Annotated in this window: 18 protein-coding genes and 1 pseudogene; 7 read left to right on the forward strand and 12 right to left on the reverse strand. The window is 68.3% G+C overall.

What is annotated here, in order from left to right; translation table 11 throughout:
• Positions 1-248 precede the first annotated feature (248 nt).
• Together PV734_RS24970 and PV734_RS24975 are read left to right on the forward strand one after the other, a co-directional pair.
• Positions 249-1649, forward strand: coding sequence for a DUF2252 domain-containing protein (locus tag PV734_RS24970; protein WP_319291969.1), 1401 nt, complete (start codon positions 249-251; stop codon positions 1647-1649).
• 68 nt (positions 1650-1717) lie between these two features.
• A complete protein-coding gene (locus PV734_RS24975; RefSeq protein WP_319094977.1) occupies positions 1718-2137 on the forward strand; it encodes an SHOCT domain-containing protein in 420 nt (139 codons plus the stop codon).
• A 32-nt stretch (positions 2138-2169) separates the two neighbouring features.
• Here the strand turns inward: PV734_RS24975 and PV734_RS24980 are convergent, their stop codons facing one another.
• From PV734_RS24980 to PV734_RS25000, 5 genes are all read right to left on the reverse strand, one after another.
• Positions 2170-3486, reverse strand: coding sequence for a cation:proton antiporter (locus PV734_RS24980; protein ID WP_319291971.1), 1317 nt, complete (start codon positions 3484-3486; stop codon positions 2170-2172).
• A gap of 196 nt (positions 3487-3682) precedes the next feature.
• The gene (locus PV734_RS24985; protein WP_319094979.1) at positions 3683-4096 is read right to left on the reverse strand and encodes a hypothetical protein; all 414 of its coding nucleotides are present in this window, start codon (positions 4094-4096) and stop codon (positions 3683-3685) included.
• Between the two features lie 160 nt (positions 4097-4256).
• A complete protein-coding gene (locus PV734_RS24990) occupies positions 4257-4811 on the reverse strand; it encodes a hypothetical protein (protein ID WP_319094980.1) in 555 nt (184 codons plus the stop codon).
• A 15-nt stretch (positions 4812-4826) separates the two neighbouring features.
• A complete protein-coding gene (locus PV734_RS24995; RefSeq protein WP_319291974.1) occupies positions 4827-9257 on the reverse strand; it encodes a DUF6531 domain-containing protein in 4431 nt (1476 codons plus the stop codon).
• A 7-nt stretch (positions 9258-9264) separates the two neighbouring features.
• On the reverse strand, positions 9265-9576 hold the full coding sequence (locus PV734_RS25000) for a hypothetical protein (protein WP_319094982.1): 312 nt from the start codon (positions 9574-9576) through the stop codon (positions 9265-9267).
• A gap of 615 nt (positions 9577-10191) precedes the next feature.
• Here PV734_RS25000 and PV734_RS25005 point away from each other — a divergent pair.
• The 4 genes and pseudogenes from PV734_RS25005 (at position 10192) to PV734_RS25015 (ending at position 13936) form a co-directional block, all read left to right on the forward strand.
• Positions 10192-10380: a hypothetical protein gene (locus tag PV734_RS25005; protein WP_319291977.1), complete on the forward strand. Its 189-nt coding sequence runs from the start codon at positions 10192-10194 to the stop codon at positions 10378-10380.
• 212 nt (positions 10381-10592) lie between these two features.
• A pseudogene (locus PV734_RS45885) lies at positions 10593-10748 on the forward strand (transposase); the annotation flags it as partial.
• 16 nt (positions 10749-10764) lie between these two features.
• On the forward strand, positions 10765-12186 hold the full coding sequence (locus PV734_RS25010) for an MFS transporter (protein ID WP_319291980.1): 1422 nt from the start codon (positions 10765-10767) through the stop codon (positions 12184-12186).
• A 355-nt stretch (positions 12187-12541) separates the two neighbouring features.
• Positions 12542-13936: a hypothetical protein gene (locus PV734_RS25015; protein ID WP_319291983.1), complete on the forward strand. Its 1395-nt coding sequence runs from the start codon at positions 12542-12544 to the stop codon at positions 13934-13936.
• A 277-nt stretch (positions 13937-14213) separates the two neighbouring features.
• On the opposite strand, the gene PV734_RS25020 is transcribed toward PV734_RS25015, so the two are convergent.
• Entirely contained in the window at positions 14214-14759 is a 546-nt protein-coding gene (locus PV734_RS25020) for a hypothetical protein (protein WP_319291986.1), read from the reverse strand.
• Between the two features lie 281 nt (positions 14760-15040).
• Between PV734_RS25020 and PV734_RS25025 the strand changes: the two genes are divergently transcribed.
• Positions 15041-15232: a hypothetical protein gene (locus PV734_RS25025; RefSeq protein WP_319291988.1), complete on the forward strand. Its 192-nt coding sequence runs from the start codon at positions 15041-15043 to the stop codon at positions 15230-15232.
• A 378-nt stretch (positions 15233-15610) separates the two neighbouring features.
• Here PV734_RS25025 and PV734_RS25030 read toward each other — a convergent pair whose 3' ends face one another.
• The 6 genes from PV734_RS25030 to gcvT all read right to left on the reverse strand — a co-directional run bounded on the left by PV734_RS25030 (position 15611) and on the right by gcvT (position 21745).
• Complete coding sequence (locus tag PV734_RS25030) at positions 15611-16510, reverse strand: nucleotidyl transferase AbiEii/AbiGii toxin family protein (RefSeq protein ID WP_319291991.1); 900 nt, start codon at positions 16508-16510, stop codon at positions 15611-15613.
• Positions 16510-17124 carry a type IV toxin-antitoxin system AbiEi family antitoxin domain-containing protein gene (locus PV734_RS25035; protein WP_319291994.1) on the reverse strand — a complete coding sequence of 205 codons (615 nt, stop codon included), beginning with the start codon at positions 17122-17124 and terminating at the stop codon, positions 16510-16512. The genes PV734_RS25030 and PV734_RS25035 overlap by 1 nt, the downstream gene beginning before the upstream one ends.
• Positions 17125-17385: 261 nt before the next feature.
• Entirely contained in the window at positions 17386-18753 is a 1368-nt protein-coding gene (locus PV734_RS25040) for an L-serine ammonia-lyase (RefSeq protein WP_319094983.1), read from the reverse strand.
• Positions 18754-18809: 56 nt separating this feature from the next.
• A complete protein-coding gene (gene glyA, locus PV734_RS25045) occupies positions 18810-20072 on the reverse strand; it encodes a serine hydroxymethyltransferase (RefSeq protein WP_319094984.1) in 1263 nt (420 codons plus the stop codon).
• 52 nt (positions 20073-20124) lie between these two features.
• Positions 20125-20502: a glycine cleavage system protein GcvH gene (gene gcvH / locus PV734_RS25050; RefSeq protein ID WP_319094985.1), complete on the reverse strand. Its 378-nt coding sequence runs from the start codon at positions 20500-20502 to the stop codon at positions 20125-20127.
• Between the two features lie 124 nt (positions 20503-20626).
• Positions 20627-21745, reverse strand: coding sequence for a glycine cleavage system aminomethyltransferase GcvT (gcvT, locus tag PV734_RS25055; protein ID WP_319291997.1), 1119 nt, complete (start codon positions 21743-21745; stop codon positions 20627-20629).
• Positions 21746-21866: the final 121 nt, after the last annotated feature.

A 21866-nucleotide genomic window follows, 5' to 3' on the forward strand; every position in this document is an offset into this window, starting at 1 on the left:
CGGCCGGTCGGGCTACTCCCAATCTCGTCCTGCGGGGTGCGCCGCGCACCTCGGGGTGCCTGACCGGTCGCTCTCGACGAGTACCAAGGCCACCCGCTGGCCGCAGTCCGCCGCTCCCGCCCCTCCCGGCGCGAAGCCAAGATGCCGGCCGGTGCGGGGTGTGGAACGGTGGGAGGGCCGAAAGCGGGCCACGGGATCGGGGCAGGGTGTCCCCCCGGGGCCGGCTCGGTTCAGGAGGTGGTGACGTCATGGCCGACCAGGTCAGCGGAGGGCTTCCCAAGGAGCGGGCGACGCTGGGCCGGGCCGCGCGGGCGGATGCACCGCGCTCCGTTCACGCGGAGTACCATCCGTCGCCGAAGCGACCGGACCCGGTGGACGTCATCGAGGCGCAGTCGGCCGCCCGGCTGCCGGAACTCGTGCCCATCCGCTACGGCCGGATGCTGGAGTCCCCTTTCCGCTTCTACCGGGGTGCCGCCGCCATCATGGCCGGTGACCTGGCCGACACCCCCCGCACGGGAATCACCGCGCAACTGTGCGGCGACGCGCATCTGCTGAACTTCCGGCTGCTCGCCTCGCCCGAGCGGCACCTGATGTTCGACATCAACGACTTCGACGAGACCCTGCCCGGCCCCTGGGAGTGGGACGTCAAAAGGCTGGCCGCGAGCCTGGCCATCGCCGGACGCGAAAACGGCTACACGGATGCCGAACGCGCCGCCGTCGTACGGACCGCCGTACGGTCCTACCGCGAGCGGATGCGCCACTTCGCAGGCCTGGGCCACCTCGCCGTCTGGTACACCAAGGCCGACATGGACGTGCTGCGGAGCCTGGCGGACCGGAAGGTGGGTGCGCGGGCCCGCGAGCGTACCCGGCGGGCCATGGCCAAGGCCCGTGGCCGCGACAGCCTCCAGGCATTCGAAAAGCTCACGCGGGTGACCGACGGACAACGCAGGATCGCCCCCGACCCACCCCTGGTCGTGCCGCTCCAGGATCTGTTGCCGGACGTCGAACGCGACGCCCTGGAAGAACAACTGCGCGAACTGATCGAGCGATACAGCCACAGCCTGGAGTCCGACCGCCGCCATCTGCTGCGGCAGTACCGAGTCGTCGACATGGCCCGCAAGGTGGTCGGGGTCGGCAGCGTCGGCACCCGCTGCTGGATCATCCTGCTGCTCGGCAGGGACGACGCGGATCCGCTGCTGCTCCAGGCCAAGGAAGCCGACCGGTCCGTACTGGCCCCGTACGCGGGGGCGAGCGTCTACGACAACCAGGGCCATCGGGTCGTCGCCGGGCAGCGCCTCATGCAGGCCACCAGCGACATCTTCCTCGGCTGGGCCCGCGTCACCGGCATCGACGGACGTCAACGCGACTTCTACGTCCGCCAGTTGCGCGACTGGAAAGGCATCGCCGCACCACAGCTCATGGTCCCCAAGGACATGCGCACCTTCGGTGAACTCTGCGGTGCCACCCTTGCCCGCGCCCATGCCAGATCCGGGGACCGCATCGCCATCGGCGCCTACCTCGGCGCCAGCGATGTCTTCGACCGCGCGCTCGCCGTCTTCGCCGAACGCTACGCCGACCAGAACGAACGTGACCACCAGGGTCTCATCGACGCCGTGCACACCGGCCGGATCCTCGCGCAGAGCGCCTAGCGCCGAGCAGAGGGCGGGAGACGACTGTCGCGCCGCGAGCCACGGCAAGGCAAGGCAGGAGGACGACCATGAGCGACAACCTGTATCTGGCGTACGACTATCCGCTGCTGGGCGCGTTCTGGACGATGATGTGGATCTTCCTCTGGATCCTGTGGATCATCCTGTTGTTCCGCGTCGTCGGCGATGTCTTCCGCGACGACTCGCTGAGCGGGTTGGGCAAGACGGTATGGACCTTCTTCCTGATCATCACGCCGTTCCTCGGAATCTTCGTGTACCTGATCGCCCGGGGCCGTGACATGGGCAAGCGCGAACAGCAGTCCGCCAGGGCACGGCAGGAGTCGCTCGACGCGTACTTCCGGGCACGCCCCGGCAGCGCGAGCACCGGCGGCCCCGCGGACGAGCTGACCAAGCTCTCCGAGCTCAGGAGCAAGGGCGTCCTCACCGAGACGGAGTTCCAGCACGCCAAGCAGAAGGTCCTGACGTCCTGACCTCGACCTGGGCGCACAGCCGGCTCCCTGCCTCACCTCTCGGGCTTGTCCAGGGGACCGGGTGGCCCGCGTCGCACGGGGCTCTGCGGTACGGGTGCACCCTCGCGCAGGTCGCGCGTGACCGCCGCGGTCCTCCCGAGCCAGCGGCCGTACCGCTCGGCGAGGGCCACGGCGGAGACGCCGTGCAGCAGGACGCTGAGGCCCACGGTGATCGCGACCACCCTGCCCAGCAGTTCCACCCCGGGCACGTGCTCCTCCACCACGAGCAGTGCCAGCACCACGGACGCGAGGCCGCGCGGCCCGAACCACCCGATGTACGCCACTGTGGGGAGTCGTAGCCCGCTCCCGGCGAGGGACAGGGCCACCGGCAGCATCCTGACGAGGGTGAGACTGAGCACCGCGTACAGGATGATCCACCAGCTCAGATGCTCCAGCGCGGGGCCGAGCAGCACCGCCCCGAAGACCAGCAGGCTGATCGCCGCGAGGAGTCCTCCGAGATTCCCGGCGAACTCGGCCGTGCGGTCCGGGTCTTCCTCCTCGTGGCCGGTCCGGTAGCGGCGCAGGGCGAACCCGAAGGCGAATCCGGCGGCCCAGGCGGCGATGAAGCCGCTGCCGTCCGTCACGACGGCGAGTTCGTACGAGGCTGCCGCGAGGGCCGGCGGATAGGCCTGCCGCCACTCCCCTGTGGCCCATTTCCTGGCCCGGGACCACTGCAGCAGCCGACCGCCGAGTCCGCCGACCAGGAGACCCAGCACGGTGCTCAGGACGAGTGCGCGCCAGAAGACACCCGCGACGCCCTCCTGCGCGTAGTGCGTGCCGGGGATGGCGGCCAGGAACAGGACGAAGAAGGGCAGCACCATGCCGTCGTTCAGGCCGCTTTCGACGTTCAGGCCATGGCGTACCAGCGCCGGGACGCGCGGATGGGAGACGGCCGTGTTTCCGAGGGCGGCGTCGGTGGGGGCGAGGATGGCGCCGACCAGTGCGAGTTCCCACACCGTCAGCCCCGGCAGCAGGAGCCAGGCGAGCAACCAGCCCGCCCCGATACTCAGCGGCAGCCCGATGCCCAGCAGGCGACCCGGCAGAAAGCCGCCGGTCACCAGGTCGCGCCTGCGGACGGTCATGGCGTCGGTGAACAGCACGAGCGCCAGGGCGGTTTCGAGGAGCGCGATGATCGGTGCGGCGTCGTGCTCCAGGTCGACGATGTCGAGCGCGGCCGGGCCGAGGAGGATCCCGGAGCCGACGAACACGATCGCCGAGGACAGCGGCGTCGAGGCCAGCCGACGCGAGCCGAGTGCGTAGGCGGCCGTGACGCCCGCCACCGCCACAACGGTCCAGGCGCCACCGCTCATGTTCTGGCCCTCCGGGTCCATCCGCTTCCGCGCTGCCGCGGCAGCGCCGCCTTCCGCGTGATCGCGGCGGTGGCCTCCTTGTACAGGCCGCCGAGGGCTGCCCCCTGACGCCGACGCGGACACGCCGGACTCCGACCCGTACGGCCCACCCGGGCGGGCCGTCCCGCCGTAGAGCGGCGGAAATGGGGGGAGTCACTCACACAAAAAGTTTTGGAGCCCTCATGGCCGCCGGCCCGTACGAGCCCGCTGCCACTCCGGAGGGGAAGGCGGGGGACACGGCGGGGAGCGGCCGCGGGCACGGCTCGGCTGCCGTGCGGATCACGCGGAACACCGCGTCGACGGTGCTCATCGTGCTCACCTGTGTCCTGGTGCCGGTCGCACTGCTCACCGTCTGGGTGCACGACATCGTGCTGGACACCGACCGGTACGTGGCGACGGTCGCGCCGCTGGCCTCGGATCCGGCGATGGAGGACGCGGCGGTCGGGCGCATCCCCCGAGCCGCCGATGCGCGGTCGGCGTGGGTTACGGCGTTGCGGCGGAGGCCGGCTGCGATGTTGGTGACGCTGGCCAGCCTCAGGGCGCCGATGGCCAGGTTGCGCCAGGTAGCCAAGGTATGCGCGAGGGGTCGGCGCGGTCAGGGCGCAGGGCAACTTGGGCGGGGAATCGCTGGGATCCTGGGAGGTCAAGGCGGTCTGGGGCGTTCGGGACCGTGTGCCGCCTTCGCAGCCGTAGGTGATGAGGGGAGCGGTTACGAACCCGTCTGCTGTCTGTCAAGCAGTGATAGCGGAGACCCAGTCGGCGACTCTCACGAGGATCGGCCCGGTGACCTCGTCGGAGCCGGAGACATACGCCGCCCAGCGAAGTTCGTCGCAGGCGAAGAAGGATTCGCCCCAGGTGTCCACCCAGATGCGTGCTGTGTTGCTGCCGGACTGCGTCAGGTCCCACCATGCCCAGCCCCGAAATTCGGATTCGGGATCGAACTGGTACAGCCACTCCTGCAGATCCCACGGCCTTCGACCGAGCGCGGCGGCATAGCGCTCCGTACCCCGACTCACGAACTCGGGGACCGTCGCCGAGGCTCCCCGGGCGGCGGCGACGAACCAGTCGGGAAGCGTGTCGACCGGGAGATCGCCTCCGTCGAAGGGGTGGGAGACTGCCAGTTGGAGAGCGGGGGTCAGCACGGAGCGCAGTCGTTCCTCGAACTCTGCGACCGAACCGCTCGTCCGTACGTCGAAGGCGCACAGGACGGGAGGTGCCTCTTCCGCTGACGGCTGGTGCGACAGCCGGGTTCTCTCCTGCTCGATGTCCTCGATTTCGTGAAACATCTCAGTGGTTCTCCATCAGCCTTCCGTGACTACCCTGCCCGGGTACTTTGCCACTTCTTCCCTGAACTCGTTGAGCATGCCGCTCGGGATCCCGTAGAGGTCATCTCCCATGGTCGGGTCCGAGATCTCGGGACAGATCTTCTTGAGCTTCCTCCACTCCTCCTTGGTGAACCCGAGTCCGTCCGGCTGCTCCTGAGGTATTGCGGTTCTTCTGATCTTTTCCCTGAATTCCGCCGAAATCTGGAACTCCACGATCTGTCCGCCCTCACCGCGGAACCGGACCGTGTGGCCGATGTCCCCGCTCAGGTTGACGTACAGCGCTCCCTTGCCGGTGATGGTCACCGAGCCGTCCTCGCCGATGTGGATGCGCTTGCTCAGCGGGTGATCGGTCTGCTTGCGGTAGGCGTTGACGAGGTCGTCGTCGCAGCGCGGGGCGAGACCGAGCGGGTCGGTCCAGATGTGCGGGTTGTGGACGTACGTGGAGGGGTTGAGGGCCGGGGCGAGACCGAGAGGATCGGGGGTGAGGTAGCGCGCGGTCTCCGGGTCGTAGTGCCGGTGGTAGTTGTAGTGGAGGCCGGTTTCCGGGTCGAAGTACTGGCCGGGGAACCGCAGCGGGGTGTACGTGGTGCTGCCGGCCGTCCAGGACGTCGCGCCCCAGAGGGTGGTGCGCGTGCGCCAGGCGATGGTGCCGGATTCGTCGAGGAGTTCGGTGGGGGTGCCGACGAGGTCGGTGACGATCGCGAAGAAGCGGGAGTCGATCTCTTTCTGCGGCGCGTCGAGGGCACCCACGCGCTCGGTCTGTGCGATGGGTCGCAGGCCCTGGTGGTCCCAGGTGAGGGTGACAGGCTTGGGCAACTCGGCCGCGGTGGTGGTCTGTTCGCAGAGGGTGGCGCCATCCCAGGTGAAGTGCGTCTGTTCGACGACCGTTACGCCGTCCGCCGCCAGGCGCTGCTTGGCGATGCGTCGCCCGAGCGGGTCGTAGAGGTAACGCCAGCGGGCGCCGTCCGGGGTGACGACGGAGGTGAGGCGGTCCTCGGAGTTCCAGGTGTAGTGCCAGGTGTCGGATTTCCGGGACAGGCGGGTTTTCTGACGCAGCGTGATACGACCGGCTGCGTCGTGTTCGTAGCGGATGTTCCCGGCGCGGGTGAGGCGCGTGCCGGTGTAGGCACGGGGACCGGTGGCCTCGTGGCCGGGGTGGGCGGCGGGCCAGGACGCTTCGGTCTGGTTGCCGGCCTCGTCGTAGGCGTAGCGCTCGGTCCAGTCCGCGGCGTGGACCGCGGTGACACGGCCTGCGGCGTCGAGGTCGAAGTGCCGTGGGCCGTTCAGTTGGTCGTCCAGCCGGATGAGGCCGTTGTCGGCTCGGTAGGTGTAGTCCCGCCGCTGGATGTCCTCGCCGGCCGCGTCGCGTACGTACTGGGTCGTGACGCGGCCCCGGTCGTCGAACGTGTGGGCCAGGGTGGTGGTCGTGTCGATGAGGCGGCTCAGTTCCCGGCCGCCCGCGTCGTAGGCGAAGTCGATTCGGTGGCCGCCGCTGTTCAGCAGCATGCGGCGGTCTGCCGCGTCGTAGGACCAGCGGCTGGTCGCGCCGGTGGGGGTGGTGCGCTGCGTACGGCGCCCGAGCAGGTCGTACTCGTACACGGTGGTGCGGTCGTTGACCGTTTCGGACAACAGGCGGCCGGCGATGTCATGTTCGAGCAGGAGCGTCGAGTCGGGGGTGGTTGCCGAGGCGAGTCGGCCTGTGAGGGTGTAGCCGAACGAGGTGATCTGGTCCGGGGCGGCTTTCCGTGTGACCTGGCCGAGTGCGTCGCGCTCGAAGTGGCTGGTCTGGCCGAGTGCGTTGGTGCAGGTGGAGAGTCGGCCTGCCGCGTCGTGGTGGTAGGTGATGGTACGGCCGTCGAAGTCCGTCTCGGATGTCAGGTTTCCGGCCGGGTCGTAGACGTAACTCCAGGACAGATCCTGGGGGTTGGTGACGCTCGTGATGCGGAGTTCGGTGTCGTACGTGAAGGCGTGGCGCATACCGTCCGGGCCGGTGCGAGCCGTGAGCAGGTCGAAGCGGGTGTATTCGAAGCGTGTGACAGCGCCCAGGGCGTCGATGTGCGTGACGCGGTTGCCCTCGGCGTCGTACTCCCATGCCTCGCTCGTGCCGTCGGCCGCGATGCGACGGGTGGGCTTGCCTTCCGCCGACCACTCCAGACGGGTCACGTCCCCGAGGGCGTCGGTGATCGTTACGGGACGGCCGAAGACGTCGCGGGCGTAGTGGGTGGCTGCTCCCAGTGGGTCGGTGATCTCGACGGGGAGTCCGGCCCGGTCGCAGCGGACGCGCGTGGTGTGGCCCAGCGCGTCGGTGGCGGACGTCAGGTGCCCCGCCCTGTTGTAGGTGAAGCGGGTGGTTGCGCCTGCCGGGTCGGTCACAGCGATGCGGTCGCCGTGCTCGTCGTACTCCTGGCTCCAGACCGCGCCGTCAGGCCCCGTGATGGTCGTGGGCAGACCGAGTGCGTCGTACTCGGAGGCGAGCTCCCGGCCGTCCGGGCGGACGACGGCGACGACCCGGCCGTTGTCGTCGTAGCGGTAGCGCGTTGCGTGACCGAGCGGGTTGACGATGGCCGTCAGCCGGTGGTCGCCGTCCCACTCCTGCCAGGTGCTCGCGCCGAGCGGATCCGTGTGCCGGACGACGCGGTGTGCCTCGTTGTACTCGTACTGGTTGGTGTGCCCAAGGGAGTTGGTGGCGGTGGTGGTGCGAGCGGTCTCGTCGTAGGCGAGGGTGCCGGAGAGGAATCCGTCGCTGCCTTCGGTACGGACGACACGTCCCTGTTCGTCGTAGGTGTAGCGGTAGTCGGTGCCGTTCCGGTCGGACCAGGAGGTGATCCGGCCGGCGTCGTCGTAGGCGAACCGCATGGGAACGCCGGACGAGTTGGTGAGCTCGGTGAGGTGTCCGGCCTCGTCGTAGCCGTAGGAGACGATTCTCGTGCCCCGGGCCTCGGGGTGCTCGGGGTCGAGGAGGCGCAGGGCGGCGATACGGGGCTGATCGGGGTGCCGGTCGAGCGCGATGCGGTAACCGCCGCTGTGGGTGACCTCGGCAGGGGTGCCGTCGTCGCTGTACTGGACGGTGACGCGCTGACCGTTACGGTTCACGATCGTCTGCAGGGGCAGGTCCACCGCGCCGTCGTCATCGGTGGGGCGAGGACTGTGGAAGACGTAGGCGAGGCCGGTGTCCGGGTCCGTGATGCGCAGGGCACCGTCGACCTCGTCGTCCCAGGCCAGGGCCAGGTGTGACCCGGATTCCGGGTGGACGGGCTCGGCGGTGTCGGGAGCGGGGTACGGGAAGATCAGCCGGGCACCGTCGGGGGCGGCGTAGATGATGCCGTCGTCGTCGGCCTGGAGGCGCTGGTCGAGTGTGGAGGCCCAGGACGGGCCGAACCAGCCGCCCCACCGGTAGGACGAGAGATGCGTCCGCTCGAGGACCAGCGGCAGCGTGCCCGGCAGTTGTACGTCTGTCTGCCGGAGCAGCATGTCGCCGCTGACGACGTCGATCGGATCGAACTCGCACTTCTTGAACATGGCCCGGATGGAGGCGGGGAGCTTCTCCCACTCGCCGGGCCGTAGTTTGAGCCCGGACAGGCCGGAGCCGTCGAGCTTCAACGCCTTGCCGAGCCTGGCGAGTTCGCTGGGTTTGAGAGCCTTGAGCCCTTTGCCGAGGCCCTTGGCGAGTACACCGGCGCCGACGCCCAGGATGGCGCCCTCGGCGAGGAGGGTGGCGAGCTTCTGTGGGTCCTTGAACGCGCCCGGATCCTCCAGGGCGGCGGCGAAGGCGGAGAACTTCATGCCGTCCTTGGCCATCTTGCCGACCGTGGCGATCGTCTTGATCTCCTTGAGGGCCTTCAGCGCGCGCTCCAGACCGCGGATGGCCTCCATGACGGTGCGGACGACGGAGCCCATCCGGGTGCCGGCCTGCTCGATCCTGGCGACCAACGCCACGATCTTCAGCGCGCGTTCGCCGGCCGCCAGGCTGGTGGCGATCGTGGAGAGGCCGGCGGTGAGGACGGACAGGGCCAGGCCGGCGAGTTCGAACTCGATGATCTCGGCGAGGACGACACCGATCTCGGAGAGCAACTCGTGTGCCTCGTCGGCGAACTCGTCCAGCGCCTTGGCACCCTCGCGCAGCGCGTGCGCGGTGTCGTCGGCCTGCTTGCGTACAGTCTTGGCCCGTTTGTGGAAGGCATTGGCGGCCTTGCCCTCCCAGTCGACGTCCCGTAGCGCCTTCTCGGCGTCGCCGCTCGCGTCTTCCAGAGCCTTGGCCAGGTTCCGCCACTTCTTGGCGATCTCCCGGATGCCGTCGGGGTCGACGGCCGGGTCGGTGATGCCGAGGAACTCCAGGCCACTGGCCAGGGTGTCGCCGAAGGCGTGGTTGGCCTTGCTGATCCAGTGCAGCGGGTTGAGGTCGACCACGGGCCGCTCAGCCCTTCTTGGCGCGGGCAGCAGCGGCGAGCAGGATGTCGAGCAGGTCGAAGGCGTCGGAAATCTCGCCGATCAGCTTGGCCTCGTCGTCCCATTCGTCCGCCAGGCCCTGGGTGACCTTGGCGATGGTCTCCATGCCGTCGCGAATGTCGTCGGTGGCGCTGAGCAGGGAGCCGAGCGCGCCGAACGCGGACAGATCGTGCGAGGCGGCCTTGAACTCCTGCAACGGCTTCGTGGTGTGGTGGTGCAGGTGGCGCAGCCCCGAGGCCGCCTTGTGCAGCGACGCTGCGTCCTTCGCCAGGTCCGACATGATGCTGCCCGCCCCCGTGATTCACCGTGTGCACATGCCAACCGATAGACCCTAGCGAGACGGGTTCTGCGGACGGTATGGCCAACGCCAAGATCGAGTAAAGGCGATGCCGAGTGAGGAGAGTCGGGCGGGGCGGTGATCACGGGAGCTGCGGCCACCGCCGGAACCGGGGTCGCGGCCGTCACCGAGGCGTGAAGACGGGCACGGCGGAGGAGTCCGCGGCGGCCGGAGCACGACCCTTCAGGCGCCGTTCCGGCTGAAGCCGGCGGGCAGAAAGGTCCGGCTGGCGCCGAAGTTCGAGCGGCGCGAACTCGTCACGGGCGCGCGGACGTACGACCTCGCGGTGCCGAAGAGGGATGGGGAACTGGTACGGCACGCCTTCGGCGGAGGGGCGGGGCTTCGGTGAGCGGCGGGAGTCCCGCGCAGCCGACCGAGGCTGTCCGCGAGGGCAGGGCGGGTTGAGCGTGTCATTGAGTCGGGCTCCCGAGAGCCGTGTCGTCGCTGAGGCCACGGTTCCGGTGTCGAAGCGGCATCATTGCTGGGGTCCCCTTCCCGGCTACGGGCGTCCTGGATGCTGGACCTATTTCTGTTGAGATAGCGAAGTGGAGCAACGTGATGGGAGTCGGCCACCTGGAACGCCTCCGCCACATCCGCACCCTCCTGACCACACGAGGCACCGCCACCGAAACAACCCGGCTGCACTGCTACAGCGGCACCGGCTTCACCGATGAGCTGCATCACCTTGCGAAGGACGACCACACGATCCAACTGATCGACTTGCCTCGCCTCTACCACGGAGAGTGACAGTTGATCTACAGCGCGGGGACGGGTCCGTCGCCCTGCGTCGGCGATACGGCGGGGCCGCTCTGAAGGGTGACACTTCACGGAGTTGAGGTTGCGCAAGCAGCGGGACGGGTTGACGGGCCCCCTCCGCAGAGGAGATCAGGTAGCACTGGGCTTGATTCGCTTTGACGGACATCCGAGATCAGGGGTTCTGCCCCGGGAGGATGTCCATCATGGAGAGCACGGGGAGGAAGAAGCCTCGGCCTCGCCGTTCGTTCACGCCTGAGTTCAAGGCCGAGATCGTCGAGTTGTGCCGGCGTGGTGACCGCTCGGTCGGTCAGATCGCCAGGGACTTCGATCTGACCGAGACCGCGGTGCGGCTGTGGGTCCCCGACGATCAGGCGCGTGTCTGCCGCCCTGGCGCCTCTGCGTCATCGCCCGTTCCGTCACCTCTTCATCGGTACGACGGCCAGTCTGTTCGGCAACGGGGTGGCGCCGATCGCTCTGGCCTTCGCCGTGCTCGATGCCACTGGCTCGGTCGGCTCGCTCGGGTTGGTGGTCGGCGCCCACTCCCTCACCAGCATCCTCTTCCTGCTGTACGGCGGGGTGTTGGCGGACCGGCTGCCGCGTGGCCCACTGCTGGTCGGCAGCAGCGTGGTCAGCGCCGCGAGCCAGGCGGTGATCGCTGCCCTGGTCCTCACCCACAGCGCCGCCATCCCCCTGCTCATGGTGCTTGCCGCGGTCAACGGGGCGTCAGGTTCCTGCTACCAGCCCGCTGCCCAGGCCCTGCTGCCCCAGACCGTGCCGGCCGAGTCCCGCCGCGCCGCCCTCGCGCTCTCCCGGATCGCGGGCAGCAGCGCGATGATCGTGGGCGCCTCGTTGGGCGGCGTGCTGGTCGCCGCGGTCGGCCCCGGCTGGGGTCTGGCCGTCGACGCGCTCAGCTTCGCGCGCGCCGCCGCGTCCTTCGCGCTGGTCCGTGTCCAGGTCGTACCGCCCGCGCCCAGCCCCGGCGTGGTGCAGGAACTGCGCGTCGGCTGGCAGGAGTTCACCTCCCGCAGCTGGGTGTGGGTGATCGTGGTGGCCTTCTGCTTCCTCAACGCCGGCGTCACCGCGTCGTTCACCGTCCTGGGCCCGGCCGTCGCCGACACCACCGGGATCGGCCGCACCGGCTGGGGCCTGGCCGTCGCCGCGGGCTCGCTCGGCGCGGTCGCCGGCGGCGTACTGTCGCTGAGATGGCGCCCTTGGCGCGCGATCCTGGTCGGCTGCGCGCTGATGGGCCTGACGGCGATGATCCCGCTGCTGCTCGCGCTCGCCCCGTATACCTGGGTGCTGGTCGTGGCCAACTTCGTGGCGGGCGTGGGTATCGAGCAGGCCGGCGTCGCCTGGTACTCGACCCTCAACGAGCAGATCCCCGAGGACCGCCTTGCCCGCGTCTACGCCTACGACGACCTCGGCTCCTACCTCGCGTTCCCGCTCGCCCAGTTCGCCGCCGGACCCGCCGTGCTCCTCCTCGGCCTCCATGCCACCCTCTACGCGGCCGCCGCGCTCATCCTCCTCGCCACCCTCACCATGGTCGCCACCCCCTCCATCCGCGCGCTGGCCCGAACCCACCCGCGGCACCGGCCAGACCATCCACGAAGCAGGCCTCTCCGCCCACCGGTACGACAACCAACACCACCCCCACTGCGCCCGCCCTGGCTGCGGCCACGCCCGCGGCATCCACCAAGGCGTCCCGTACCCCTCCGCCCCCGAAGACTCCCGCTGCTACGAGTGCTGCGGCTGCCGCGGCTACCTCTCCACTACCCCCTGCCTGAGCTTGAGTTTTAAAGAAGTCGTTGTCCTAGTGAACATGGGGGCCTACGTGATCGAACAGCGAGCTCGTCTGGGTGATCTTCCCATCGTGACAGATGTAGCGGAAGGGCCTCGTGGCGGCTTGGCGGGCGTGAATCGCCGCGATTTCGCAGGTGATTATCCCGTCCTGCCGGTGAAAAATCCGCACGCTCGTTCGCTACGGCAGCGGCTTCTGGCAGTCAATTTCCCTGCCCTGTAGCCTTCAGCTTATTCGGGGTCGGATCGTATCAGTCACTGAATACCCGAGATTGTAACCACTTCAGCGCTTAGGGGCTTGTTGCATCCAGCGATAAGCCCCTAAGCGCGATCCCTACAGAGCGCTAAGGTGAATATGAAATTGCAGCCCGGAAGGAATCTGGCAAAGCGCTCGTGGCTCTACGCCACCGAGTACTTTGTTGTCCTTGGGATGCTTGCTAGCGTCCTGGGCCTGACGGATTCTTCAGCTTCAGCTGCCACCGGCAACATTCTGCCGCCGTTCGACGTCGGGCAGCGGTGGAATATCTGCCAGGGCTACGGGGGCAGCGTCTCTCATACCGGGACGGCCAATTATGCCCTCGACCTCACCGGGGCGGGGTGTGACAATTCCGCTTCGGGTAGAAACGTCCGGGCTCCGATCGGCGGCAGCGTCCACTTTTACCAGGCTTCGACCGGGACCTTGTGCATCAACGCCGGTAACGGCAAGAGCGTGGCTCTCACTCACATCAACAGCTCCATCGCCGGTGGAAGTGTGCGCGCTGGTCAACTGGTGGGCACGGTCGCCGCACCGGGTCAGCGCGCCAACCGCGGGGTAGCGCACATCCACCTCCAGATGTGGTCGTCTCATGGCTGCTGGGACACCGGGATCGGGGCTGTCCCTTTCGACAGTGGTCACGGGGCACGAATCTGTGGAGCGCCTGATCTGACCGCGAACGGGCCGAGCACCGGTAACGGTGCGTGGAGCGGAACCTCCTTTACGGGCCAGAGCTGTGCGCCCGCCAAGGTCGGCCTGATGGCACTGCTGAAGAAGAACGGCGACCTGAACGTCCAGAAGACCAACGGCGCTTGGGTGACGCTCATGCGCAACGTCACCAAATTCCAGGTCAACCAGGACAAGATCTTTGCGCAGAAGGGCGGTGCCCTCTGGCGGAAGACGGGAGTCGCCGGTGCCTGGACGCGAATCCGCGGGAGCGGCGTCAAGTCGTTCAGTGTGGAGGGCGACCGAATTGCCGTCATCCTGACCGACGGCACACTGCACGGCAAGAGCGGCAACAGCTGGCCGCTGATGCTGCAGAACGTCACCGCTGTCGACCTGGACGGTGACAAGTTCGTCGCCAGGCAGGCCGACGGGGCGCTGCGCATCAAGACGGGCACCAACGGAAGCTGGCGACTGCTGCGGAGCGAAGTCCGGGCGTTCGACATCGAGGACGGTGTCGTCGCTGTCGTCCAGAACGACGGGACGCTGCGGTACAAGAATGGCAACAGCTGGCCGGTGCTGTTCAGGAACGCCAAGTCCGTCGTCTACGACGATGGTCGCTTCGGCGCCATCCAGGCCGACGGAACCCTTCGCATCAGGAACGGCCCCGGTGGAAGTGCGACGAAGTGGGCAGATGGAGTCCTCGGGTTCGACTTCCGAGTGGGCCGCGTCGGCATCATCAAGGGTGCTGACAACAGACTCTGCCTGAAGAAGAGCCCTACGGGTACCTGCGGACTGATCACCACCGGTGTGAAGGCAGTCCAGGTGCTATAGCCCACCGGACCGTTTCTGACGATCACCCGCGCCCAGATCTGTCAGAAACCGTTGTCCTAGTGAACATGGGGGCGCGAGTGCTCGAACGGGGCGCTCGTATGGGTGCCCTTCCGTTCGTGCAGATGTAGCGGAAGGGCCCCTTGGCGGTTCGGCGGGCTGAATCGCCACCATTTCGCAGGTGATTCTCCCCTCCTGCCAGTGGAAAATTCGCACACCCGTTCGCTAGGGCATCGGCTTTTAGGGCACTGGGCGGCCGCACTTCGGTCACCCCCTGCCCTTAGTCGGCCTCACCCTGCTGCTGCCATTCACGAGGCCAGTTCCCAGACGGAGGCGGGGGCCCAGCAACTCCTAGTTCGCGCCGAGCAGAGGCGTAGAACGCATCTCGCTTCTGGCTCACCCGCTGTAAATCGCGGGTCCACCCCTCCGCCTCGTGCCTCTGCTCTCGCACATGCAACTGCAGCGTCCAGATTGCCTCGTGCCATGACCGCGCCACTACGACAGTCTCGGCGTCACCGACCAGCAGTACGGACTCCCACAGTGTGGCCCGACGCGCTTCGGCTGCATCGAGAAGCCGCAGCCCTTCGACGGGCTCCAGGGGATCCAAGACGTGCGCATACCCCAGCGCCGCGCAGATGCGCTGGGTGATCCAAATCTGTTCCTTGAGCGCGTTGCCGTATTGCGCGTATACATCGAATTTCTTCTCATGCCAGCGCTCGGCTTGCGTCCGGCGCCACCGCGTCCGCTCGGTCAGCGTCGTAGCGCCGTACGAGCCAGCGGCGCCGACTGCCACAGCCATCAATGTGGCCAGCTGATCCAGAAACACTTCATTTCCCCCTGTGTAGTCGACGGTCTGTGAACAGGCTGCTCACCAGATGGTCCGTTCTCAGTGGCAGGGTTACCTCTGGCCTCGAACGACGTTCCGAACTTGATGGCCTGTACGGGGAATTCCGTACAGCTTGAACTTGGCCAGCTCGAAAAGCCCTCATCCGCTGGTACGTCGAGCGTGCCCAAGATTGGCTGAATGTGAACGGCCCGGAAACCATCCAGTACAAGGGCAAAACTGATCTCGTCCTTCGAGCGTCAACGCGCCTCACGAACGCCCTCGTGGCCTACAAGCCCCGCGAGGAACTCGTCTCCTGGGCCGCCGGCCAGCTGGCCCGCAGCAATCTCCACACGCTCGTCGGCGACGCCCTCGGCCTCGCGGTCACCGGCGACCTCAACCAGCTCCGCCGGGCATACCGGCACCTCTGGTTCGGCGACATCCGCCCCTTGAGGAGGCCAGTTGGGGCAGACTGATACGCGCAGGCTTCCGGGGACACAGAAGTACGCAGCGCCCGAGTGGCAGTGCGTAGGTCCCCAGAAGCGAACCACTCCCGACAACTGCGGCTTCGTCGGGACCCCTTCCTGACAGGCCATCGCCCCCGGTTCCATGCGGGACCATCGGGGACGCTCCGGGGACGGGACCCACGGGGACGGAGTGTTCGAGAGTGACCGGGAGTGACGGGGACCGACAGGGAGCCTGAGGGCTGGAATTGCTGCAGGTCAGCGGTCCACCGAGGGTTCAGATCCTCAAAGCCGCAGGTGGGCCCCATGATCGCGTTCGATACCCGTTACTGCTCGTAATGCATACATCTCGGGTTCGCCCTGAAGCCTGGCCGGTCGGCCGGGTCTGGTTCATGACCACGTGAGGGTCGCTGAACTCCAAGTGAGAGTGAGAGCCTCGCCGTTGAGAAGTGTGTCCGCGAAGGCGGTGACCTGTCGGACGACGTCGGTGAGGCGTTCGGGGTAGCTGGTTGCAGCGGGACCTTGCCGACGGCGCCAGGCGGTGTACGAGGTCTGTCGACGTTCGCCGAGGTCGCTGACGGCGGTGCTGAGGGGTTTCAGGGTGATGCCCCGATGCGCGGCGGTGGCGGTCAGCGCGCTGGTGAGTTCCTGGCCGTCGAGGTCGTTGAGAGTGAGCAGGCGGTAGAGGTCGCCGTAATCCCGGTCGCGGGTGTTGAGGTCGCCGAGTGAGACAGCGGTGGAGAGCTTCTCGGCGATGACGGTGGCGAGTGGGTAGCCGAGGATCTGGAAGCTGTCCTGCGTGAGCTGCTGTGGGTAGTCGATGATCCGGGGGCCGGGAGTGACGGGATCCCCGAAGCTGACATCCAGTTGGAGCTTGAGTCGTGCCCGGGCTACGGACACGGCCATGGACAGGCGTAGACCGTGGTACTCGTCCTCCTCGCGGATGGGCACGGTCTTGAGCGTCGCGGGATCGAATACGACTCCGTCGTCGATCTCGGTGGCGGCGATGGCCCCGATCCGGTGGACGATCTCGGTTTCGGTGCCGGGGAACGAGCGGCCGAGGATGTCGATGTCGCGGGTCATCCGGCGTGCGCCGAACTGGGCGAGGAGCAGGCCGCCCTTGAGGACGAAGTGTTCGCGGCCGAGGGGTGACGCGGCCAGGCGGTAGAGGAAGCGTTCGAGGACGTACTCGACCATGATCTCGTCCGTGGACCGGCCGGCGCGGCGAGCCAGGTTGCGCAGGTCGTTGTAGACGCGGCCGGCGGTGGTGTCACGCGCAGGGTTGGCCATCAGGCGAGCACCGCCTCAACGGCAGGGCGGATGACGGAGAGGGCGCCCAACTCGCGTGCGATGTCCTGGAGTTCGCCGACGTCACGGCGTCCGCCCCGGCGCAGATAGCGGCCGAGCGCGGACAGGGCGAGGGTCTCGCCGATACGGCTACGGTGGCGCATCGCGTCGACGACGCTGCGAGCTGCGTTGTACACGGGGACCGTCTCTCCCGGGGCTGCTTCGAATCGTTCGACGCCGAGAGCAAAGGTCGTCGGGGCGTACTGCGCCACTACGGTCGGCGGGTAGGAAATTGTGGGACGGCGGGTACCGCGCGGCACGGCGATGTGTACCGCTGTAGGGATGTCGTCGATGAGTTCATGCAGTGCCAGGGCGGACTCACCGCATACGACGGCACGCGGAGCCCGTGCGCACACGGCAAGCAGATCTGCGTGCGCGGTCTCCGGTGCGTCTGCCCGCCGGTAGACCCCCCGGGACAGTTCGTCTATCTCTCCCGCCGCGACCAAGGACGCCAGATCACGCGTGGAGAGCAGGACCTGACGTGCCTGTGCCGTCGTGAACGTGGGGGCGAGGCCGGTCAGCCGCTGCTCCAGGCGTGAGGTCTCCGCAGCACTCATGTATCGAATGGTACCCCTGTGGTGGCTTTAGGGGATCGATTTGATACATCCTCGTGGTTGTCGGCAGCCTGTGCGAAGCGGAGCAGTAATTGAGGGTGTTGCGATTTCCCAGGTCAGGCCCCTGTCTCGTGGGACATCCCAGGGACTTTTCAGGGACTTTCACGCCTGCCCCAGGGAGATTCCAGGGACTTTCAGCCGCGTAAGCAGGGAAGGCCCCGACAGCACGGAAAGACACGAACGTGCTGGTCAGGGCCTGTTCCCTCAGCACTCGATGATGTTCACCGCAAGCCCGCCCCGAGCCGTCTCCTTGTACTTGACGCTCATGTCGGCCCCCGTCTCCTTCATCGTCTTGATGACCTTGTCCAGGGACACCTTGTGCGAGCCGTCCCCCCGCATCGCCATCCGGGCTGCCGTGACCGCCTTCACCGCGGCCATGCCGTTGCGCTCGATGCACGGGATCTGGACCAGGCCGCCGACCGGATCGCAGGTCAGGCCGAGGTTGTGCTCCATGCCGATCTCGGCCGCGTTCTCGACCTGTTCGGGGCTGCCGCCCAGCACCTCCGCCAGTGCGCCCGCCGCCATCGAGCAGGCCGAGCCGACCTCGCCCTGGCAGCCGACCTCCGCGCCGGAGATGGACGCGTTCTCCTTGAACAGCATGCCGATCGCGCCGGCGGCGAGCATGAAACGGACCACGCCCTCCTCGTCGGCGCCCGGCACGAAGTTGAGGTAGTAGTGCAGGACCGCCGGGATGATGCCCGCGGCCCCGTTCGTCGGGGCCGTCACGACCCGGCCGCCCGCCGCGTTCTCCTCGTTCACCGCCATCGCGTACAGCGTGATCCACTCCATCGCGCGCGCCAACGGCTCGCCCTCCGCCCGGAGTTGACGCGCCGACATGGCCGCGCGGCGGCGGACGCGAAGCCCGCCCGGCAGGATGCCCTCGCGGGACATACCGCGTGACACGCACGCCTGCATCACCCGCCAGATGTCCAGCAGCCCGGAGCGGATCTCGTCCTCGGTACGCCAGGCCCGCTCGTTCTCCAGCATCAGCGCGGAGATCGACAGGCCCGTCTCCTTCGTCAGGCGCAGCAGTTCGTCGCCCGTGCGGAAGGGGTACTTGAGGGCCGTGTCGTCGAGCTTGATCCGGTCCGCGCCCACCGCGTCCTCGTCGACGACGAATCCGCCGCCCACCGAGTAGTACGTCTTCGAGAGGAGTTCGGCGCCCGAGGCGTCGTACGCCCAAAGGGTCATGCCGTTCGCGTGGTAGGGGAGCGTTTTGCGGCGGTGCAGGATCAGGTCGTCGTCGAAGGAGAAGGCGATCTCGTGGTCGGCCAGCAGGTTGAGCCGGCCCGACTCCTTGATCCGCTCCACCCGGCCGTCGGCGCCCTCGACGTCCACCGTGCGCGGAGAGGCGCCTTCCAGGCCGAGCAGCACCGCCTTGGGAGTGCCGTGGCCGTGGCCGGTCGCGCCCAGGGAGCCGTACAGCTCAGCGCGGACCGACGCCACCGACCCGAGGACCTCCTCGTTGCGCAGCCGGCGGGCGAAGAGACGGGCCGCCCGCATCGGGCCGACCGTGTGGGAGCTGGACGGGCCGATACCGATCGAGAACAGGTCGAAGACCGAGATGGCCACGGGGACTCCTCCAGAGAGGGCGGGGGCACGCGTCGTCGGGTGCCCCCGCCGGGAAACTACTTGTTCAGGCCGGGGTACAGCGGGTGCTTGTCGGCCAGCGCCTTCACGCGGGCCTTCAGGGCGTCGACGTCGAAGGACGGCTTGAGGGTCTCGGCGATGACATCCGCGACCTCCTCGAAGTCCTCGGCCGTGAAGCCGCGGGTGGCCAGCGCCGGGGTGCCGATCCGCAGGCCCGACGTCACCATCGGGGGACGCGGGTCGTTGGGGATCGCGTTCCGGTTGACGGTGATGCCGACCTCGTGGAGCCGGTCCTCCGCCTGCTTGCCGTCCAGTTCGGAGTCGCGCAGGTCGACGAGGACCAGGTGGACGTCCGTACCGCCCGACAGGACGGACACGCCGTGCTCGCCGACGTCCGCCCGGACCAGGCGCTCGGCGAGGATGCGCGCACCGTCCACCGTACGCCGCTGGCGCTCCTTGAAGTCGTCCGAGGCGGCGACCTTGAAGGAGACGGCCTTCGCCGCGATCACATGCTCCAGGGGGCCGCCCTGGAAGCCCGGGAAGACGGACGAGTTCAGCTTCTTCGCGAACTCCTGCTTCGCCAGGATGATGCCGCCGCGCGGGCCGCCCAGCGTCTTGTGGGTGGTGGAGGTGACCACGTCCGCGTAGGGAACGGGGTTCGGGTGCAGGCCCGCCGCGACCAGACCGGCGAAGTGCGCCATGTCGACCCAGAGGTAGGCCCCGACCTCGTCCGCGATTCGCCGGAACTCGGCGAAGTCCAGCTGCCTCGGGTACGCCGACCAGCCCGCGATGATCACCTTCGGGCGGTGCTCCTTGGCGAGCTGCTCCAACTCGGCCATGTCGACCAGACCGGCCTCGTCGACATGGTAGGCGACCACGTCGAACTGCTTGCCGGAGAAGTTCAGCCGCATCCCGTGGGTGAGGTGGCCGCCGTGCGCCAGGTCCAGGCCGAGGATGGTGTCGCCGGGCTGGGCCAGCGCGAACAGCGCCGCCTGGTTGGCGGAGGCGCCCGAGTGCGGCTGCACGTTGGCGTACTCGGCGCCGAACAGCTCCTTGACCCGGTCGATCGCGATCTGCTCGGCGACGTCGACGTGCTCGCAGCCGCCGTAGTAGCGGCGGCCGGGGTAGCCCTCGGCGTACTTGTTGGTGAGGACCGAGCCCTGGGCCTCCATGACGGCGACCGGAGCGAAGTTCTCCGAGGCGATCATCTCCAGGGTGGACTGCTGGCGGTTCAGCTCGGCGTCGACGGCGGCGGCGATGTCGGGGTCGAGCTCGTGCAGGGGAGTGTTCAGAAGCGACATGGGGTCAGTACGTCCTTACGTCCTTGTGCCCGGGGAACTCGGCTCGGGGGTCTCAGCTGCCGGAGATCGCGGTGTACTCGTCCGCGGAGAGCAGGTCGGCCGGCTCGTCGGAGACCCGCACCCTGAAGAGCCAACCGCCCTCGAACGGGGCGGAGTTCACCAGCGACGGGTCGTTGGAGACGTCCTCGTTGACCTCGGTGACCTCACCGGTGACCGGCGAGTACAGGTCGCTGACCGACTTGGTCGACTCCAGCTCACCGCAGGTCTCACCCGCGGTCACCGTGGCACCGACCTCGGGAAGCTGTACGTACACGACATCGCCGAGCGCGTTGGCCGCGTGCTCGGTGATACCGACCGTCGAGACGCCGTCCTCGGCGCCCGACAGCCACTCGTGCTCCTTGCTGTAGCGCAGCTGCTGGGGGTTGCTCATGGCCTGAATTCTCCTGTACGCGGGGGACTGGTCGTGCATGGGGTACCACAGGGAAACACCGCCTGCCCGTCAGCGGGCAGGACACGGGTTGTTGCCGACGCCGGAGCGCGGTCAGGGGGCAGGGTTACTTCCTGCGCTTGTAGAAGGGGAGCGCCACGACCTCGTACGGCTCGTGGCTGCCCCGGATGTCCACGCCCACACCCGCCGTACCGGGCGCCGAGTGCGCGGCGTCGACGTACGCCATCGCGATCGGCTTCCCGAGCGTGGGGGAGGGGGCGCCCGAGGTGACCTCGCCGATCACCCGGCCGTCGGCGACGACCGCGTACCCGGCGCGCGGGACGCGACGGCCCTCGGCGACCAGGCCGACGAGTACCCGCGGCGGCTCGTAGGAGGCGCGCTCGGCGGCCTCGCGCAGGGCGGCGCGGCCCACGAAGTCGCCCGCCTTCTCGAACTTGACGACCCGGCCGAGCCCGGCGTCGAAGGGGGTGAGGGAGGTGCTCAGCTCGTGCCCGTACAGCGGCATGCCCGCCTCCAGGCGCAGGGTGTCCCGGCAGGACAAGCCGCAGGGGACGAGCCCGACGGGCGTGCCCGAGTCGGTCAGCGCCTGCCACACCTTCTCCGCGTCACCCGGCGCCACGAACAGCTCGAAGCCGTCCTCGCCGGTGTACCCGGTGCGCGCGATCAGGGCAGGGACGCCGGCGACCGTGCCGGGCAGCCCCGCGTAGTACTTCAGGCCGTCGAGATCGGCGTCCGTGAGGGCGGCGAGGATGCCGGGGGCCTCCGGGCCCTGTACGGCGATCAGCGCGTAGGCGTCCCGGTCGTCGCGGACCAGCGCGTCGAAGCTGTCGGACCGCTCGACGAGGGCGTCCAGCACGACCTGCGCGTTGCCCGCGTTGGCCACCACCAGGAACTCGGTCTCGGCCAGGCGGTAGACGATCAGGTCGTCCAGGATGCCGCCGTCGGCCCGGCAGATCATGGTGTAGCGGGCGCGCCCGACGGCGATCGACCCGATGTTGCCGACAAGGGCGTGGTCGAGAAGGGCGGCGGCCTCCGGCCCGGTCACGGTGATCTCGCCCATGTGGGAGAGGTCGAAGAGGCCGGCCTTCGTGCGCACGGCCAGATGCTCGTCGCGTTCGGAGCCGTACCGCAGGGGCATGTCCCAGCCCGCGAAGTCGGTCATCGTCGCGCCGAGCGAACGATGCAGGGCGTCGAGCGCGGTAAGACGCGGAGAGGTGCTGCTCATCGGTAGTGCTCCCAGGGCATGACGGCGAGGTCGTTCCTCCCCATCTGTCATCGGAACCTGAGAGGTTCGTCATGACCGCCGGTGAAACGGCAGGTCACTGACTTGCACCTTGGGTGGAGCC

This window comes from Streptomyces sp. AK08-02, from assembly GCF_033795085.1.
Lineage (GTDB): Bacteria > Actinomycetota > Actinomycetes > Streptomycetales > Streptomycetaceae > Streptomyces > Streptomyces echiniscabiei.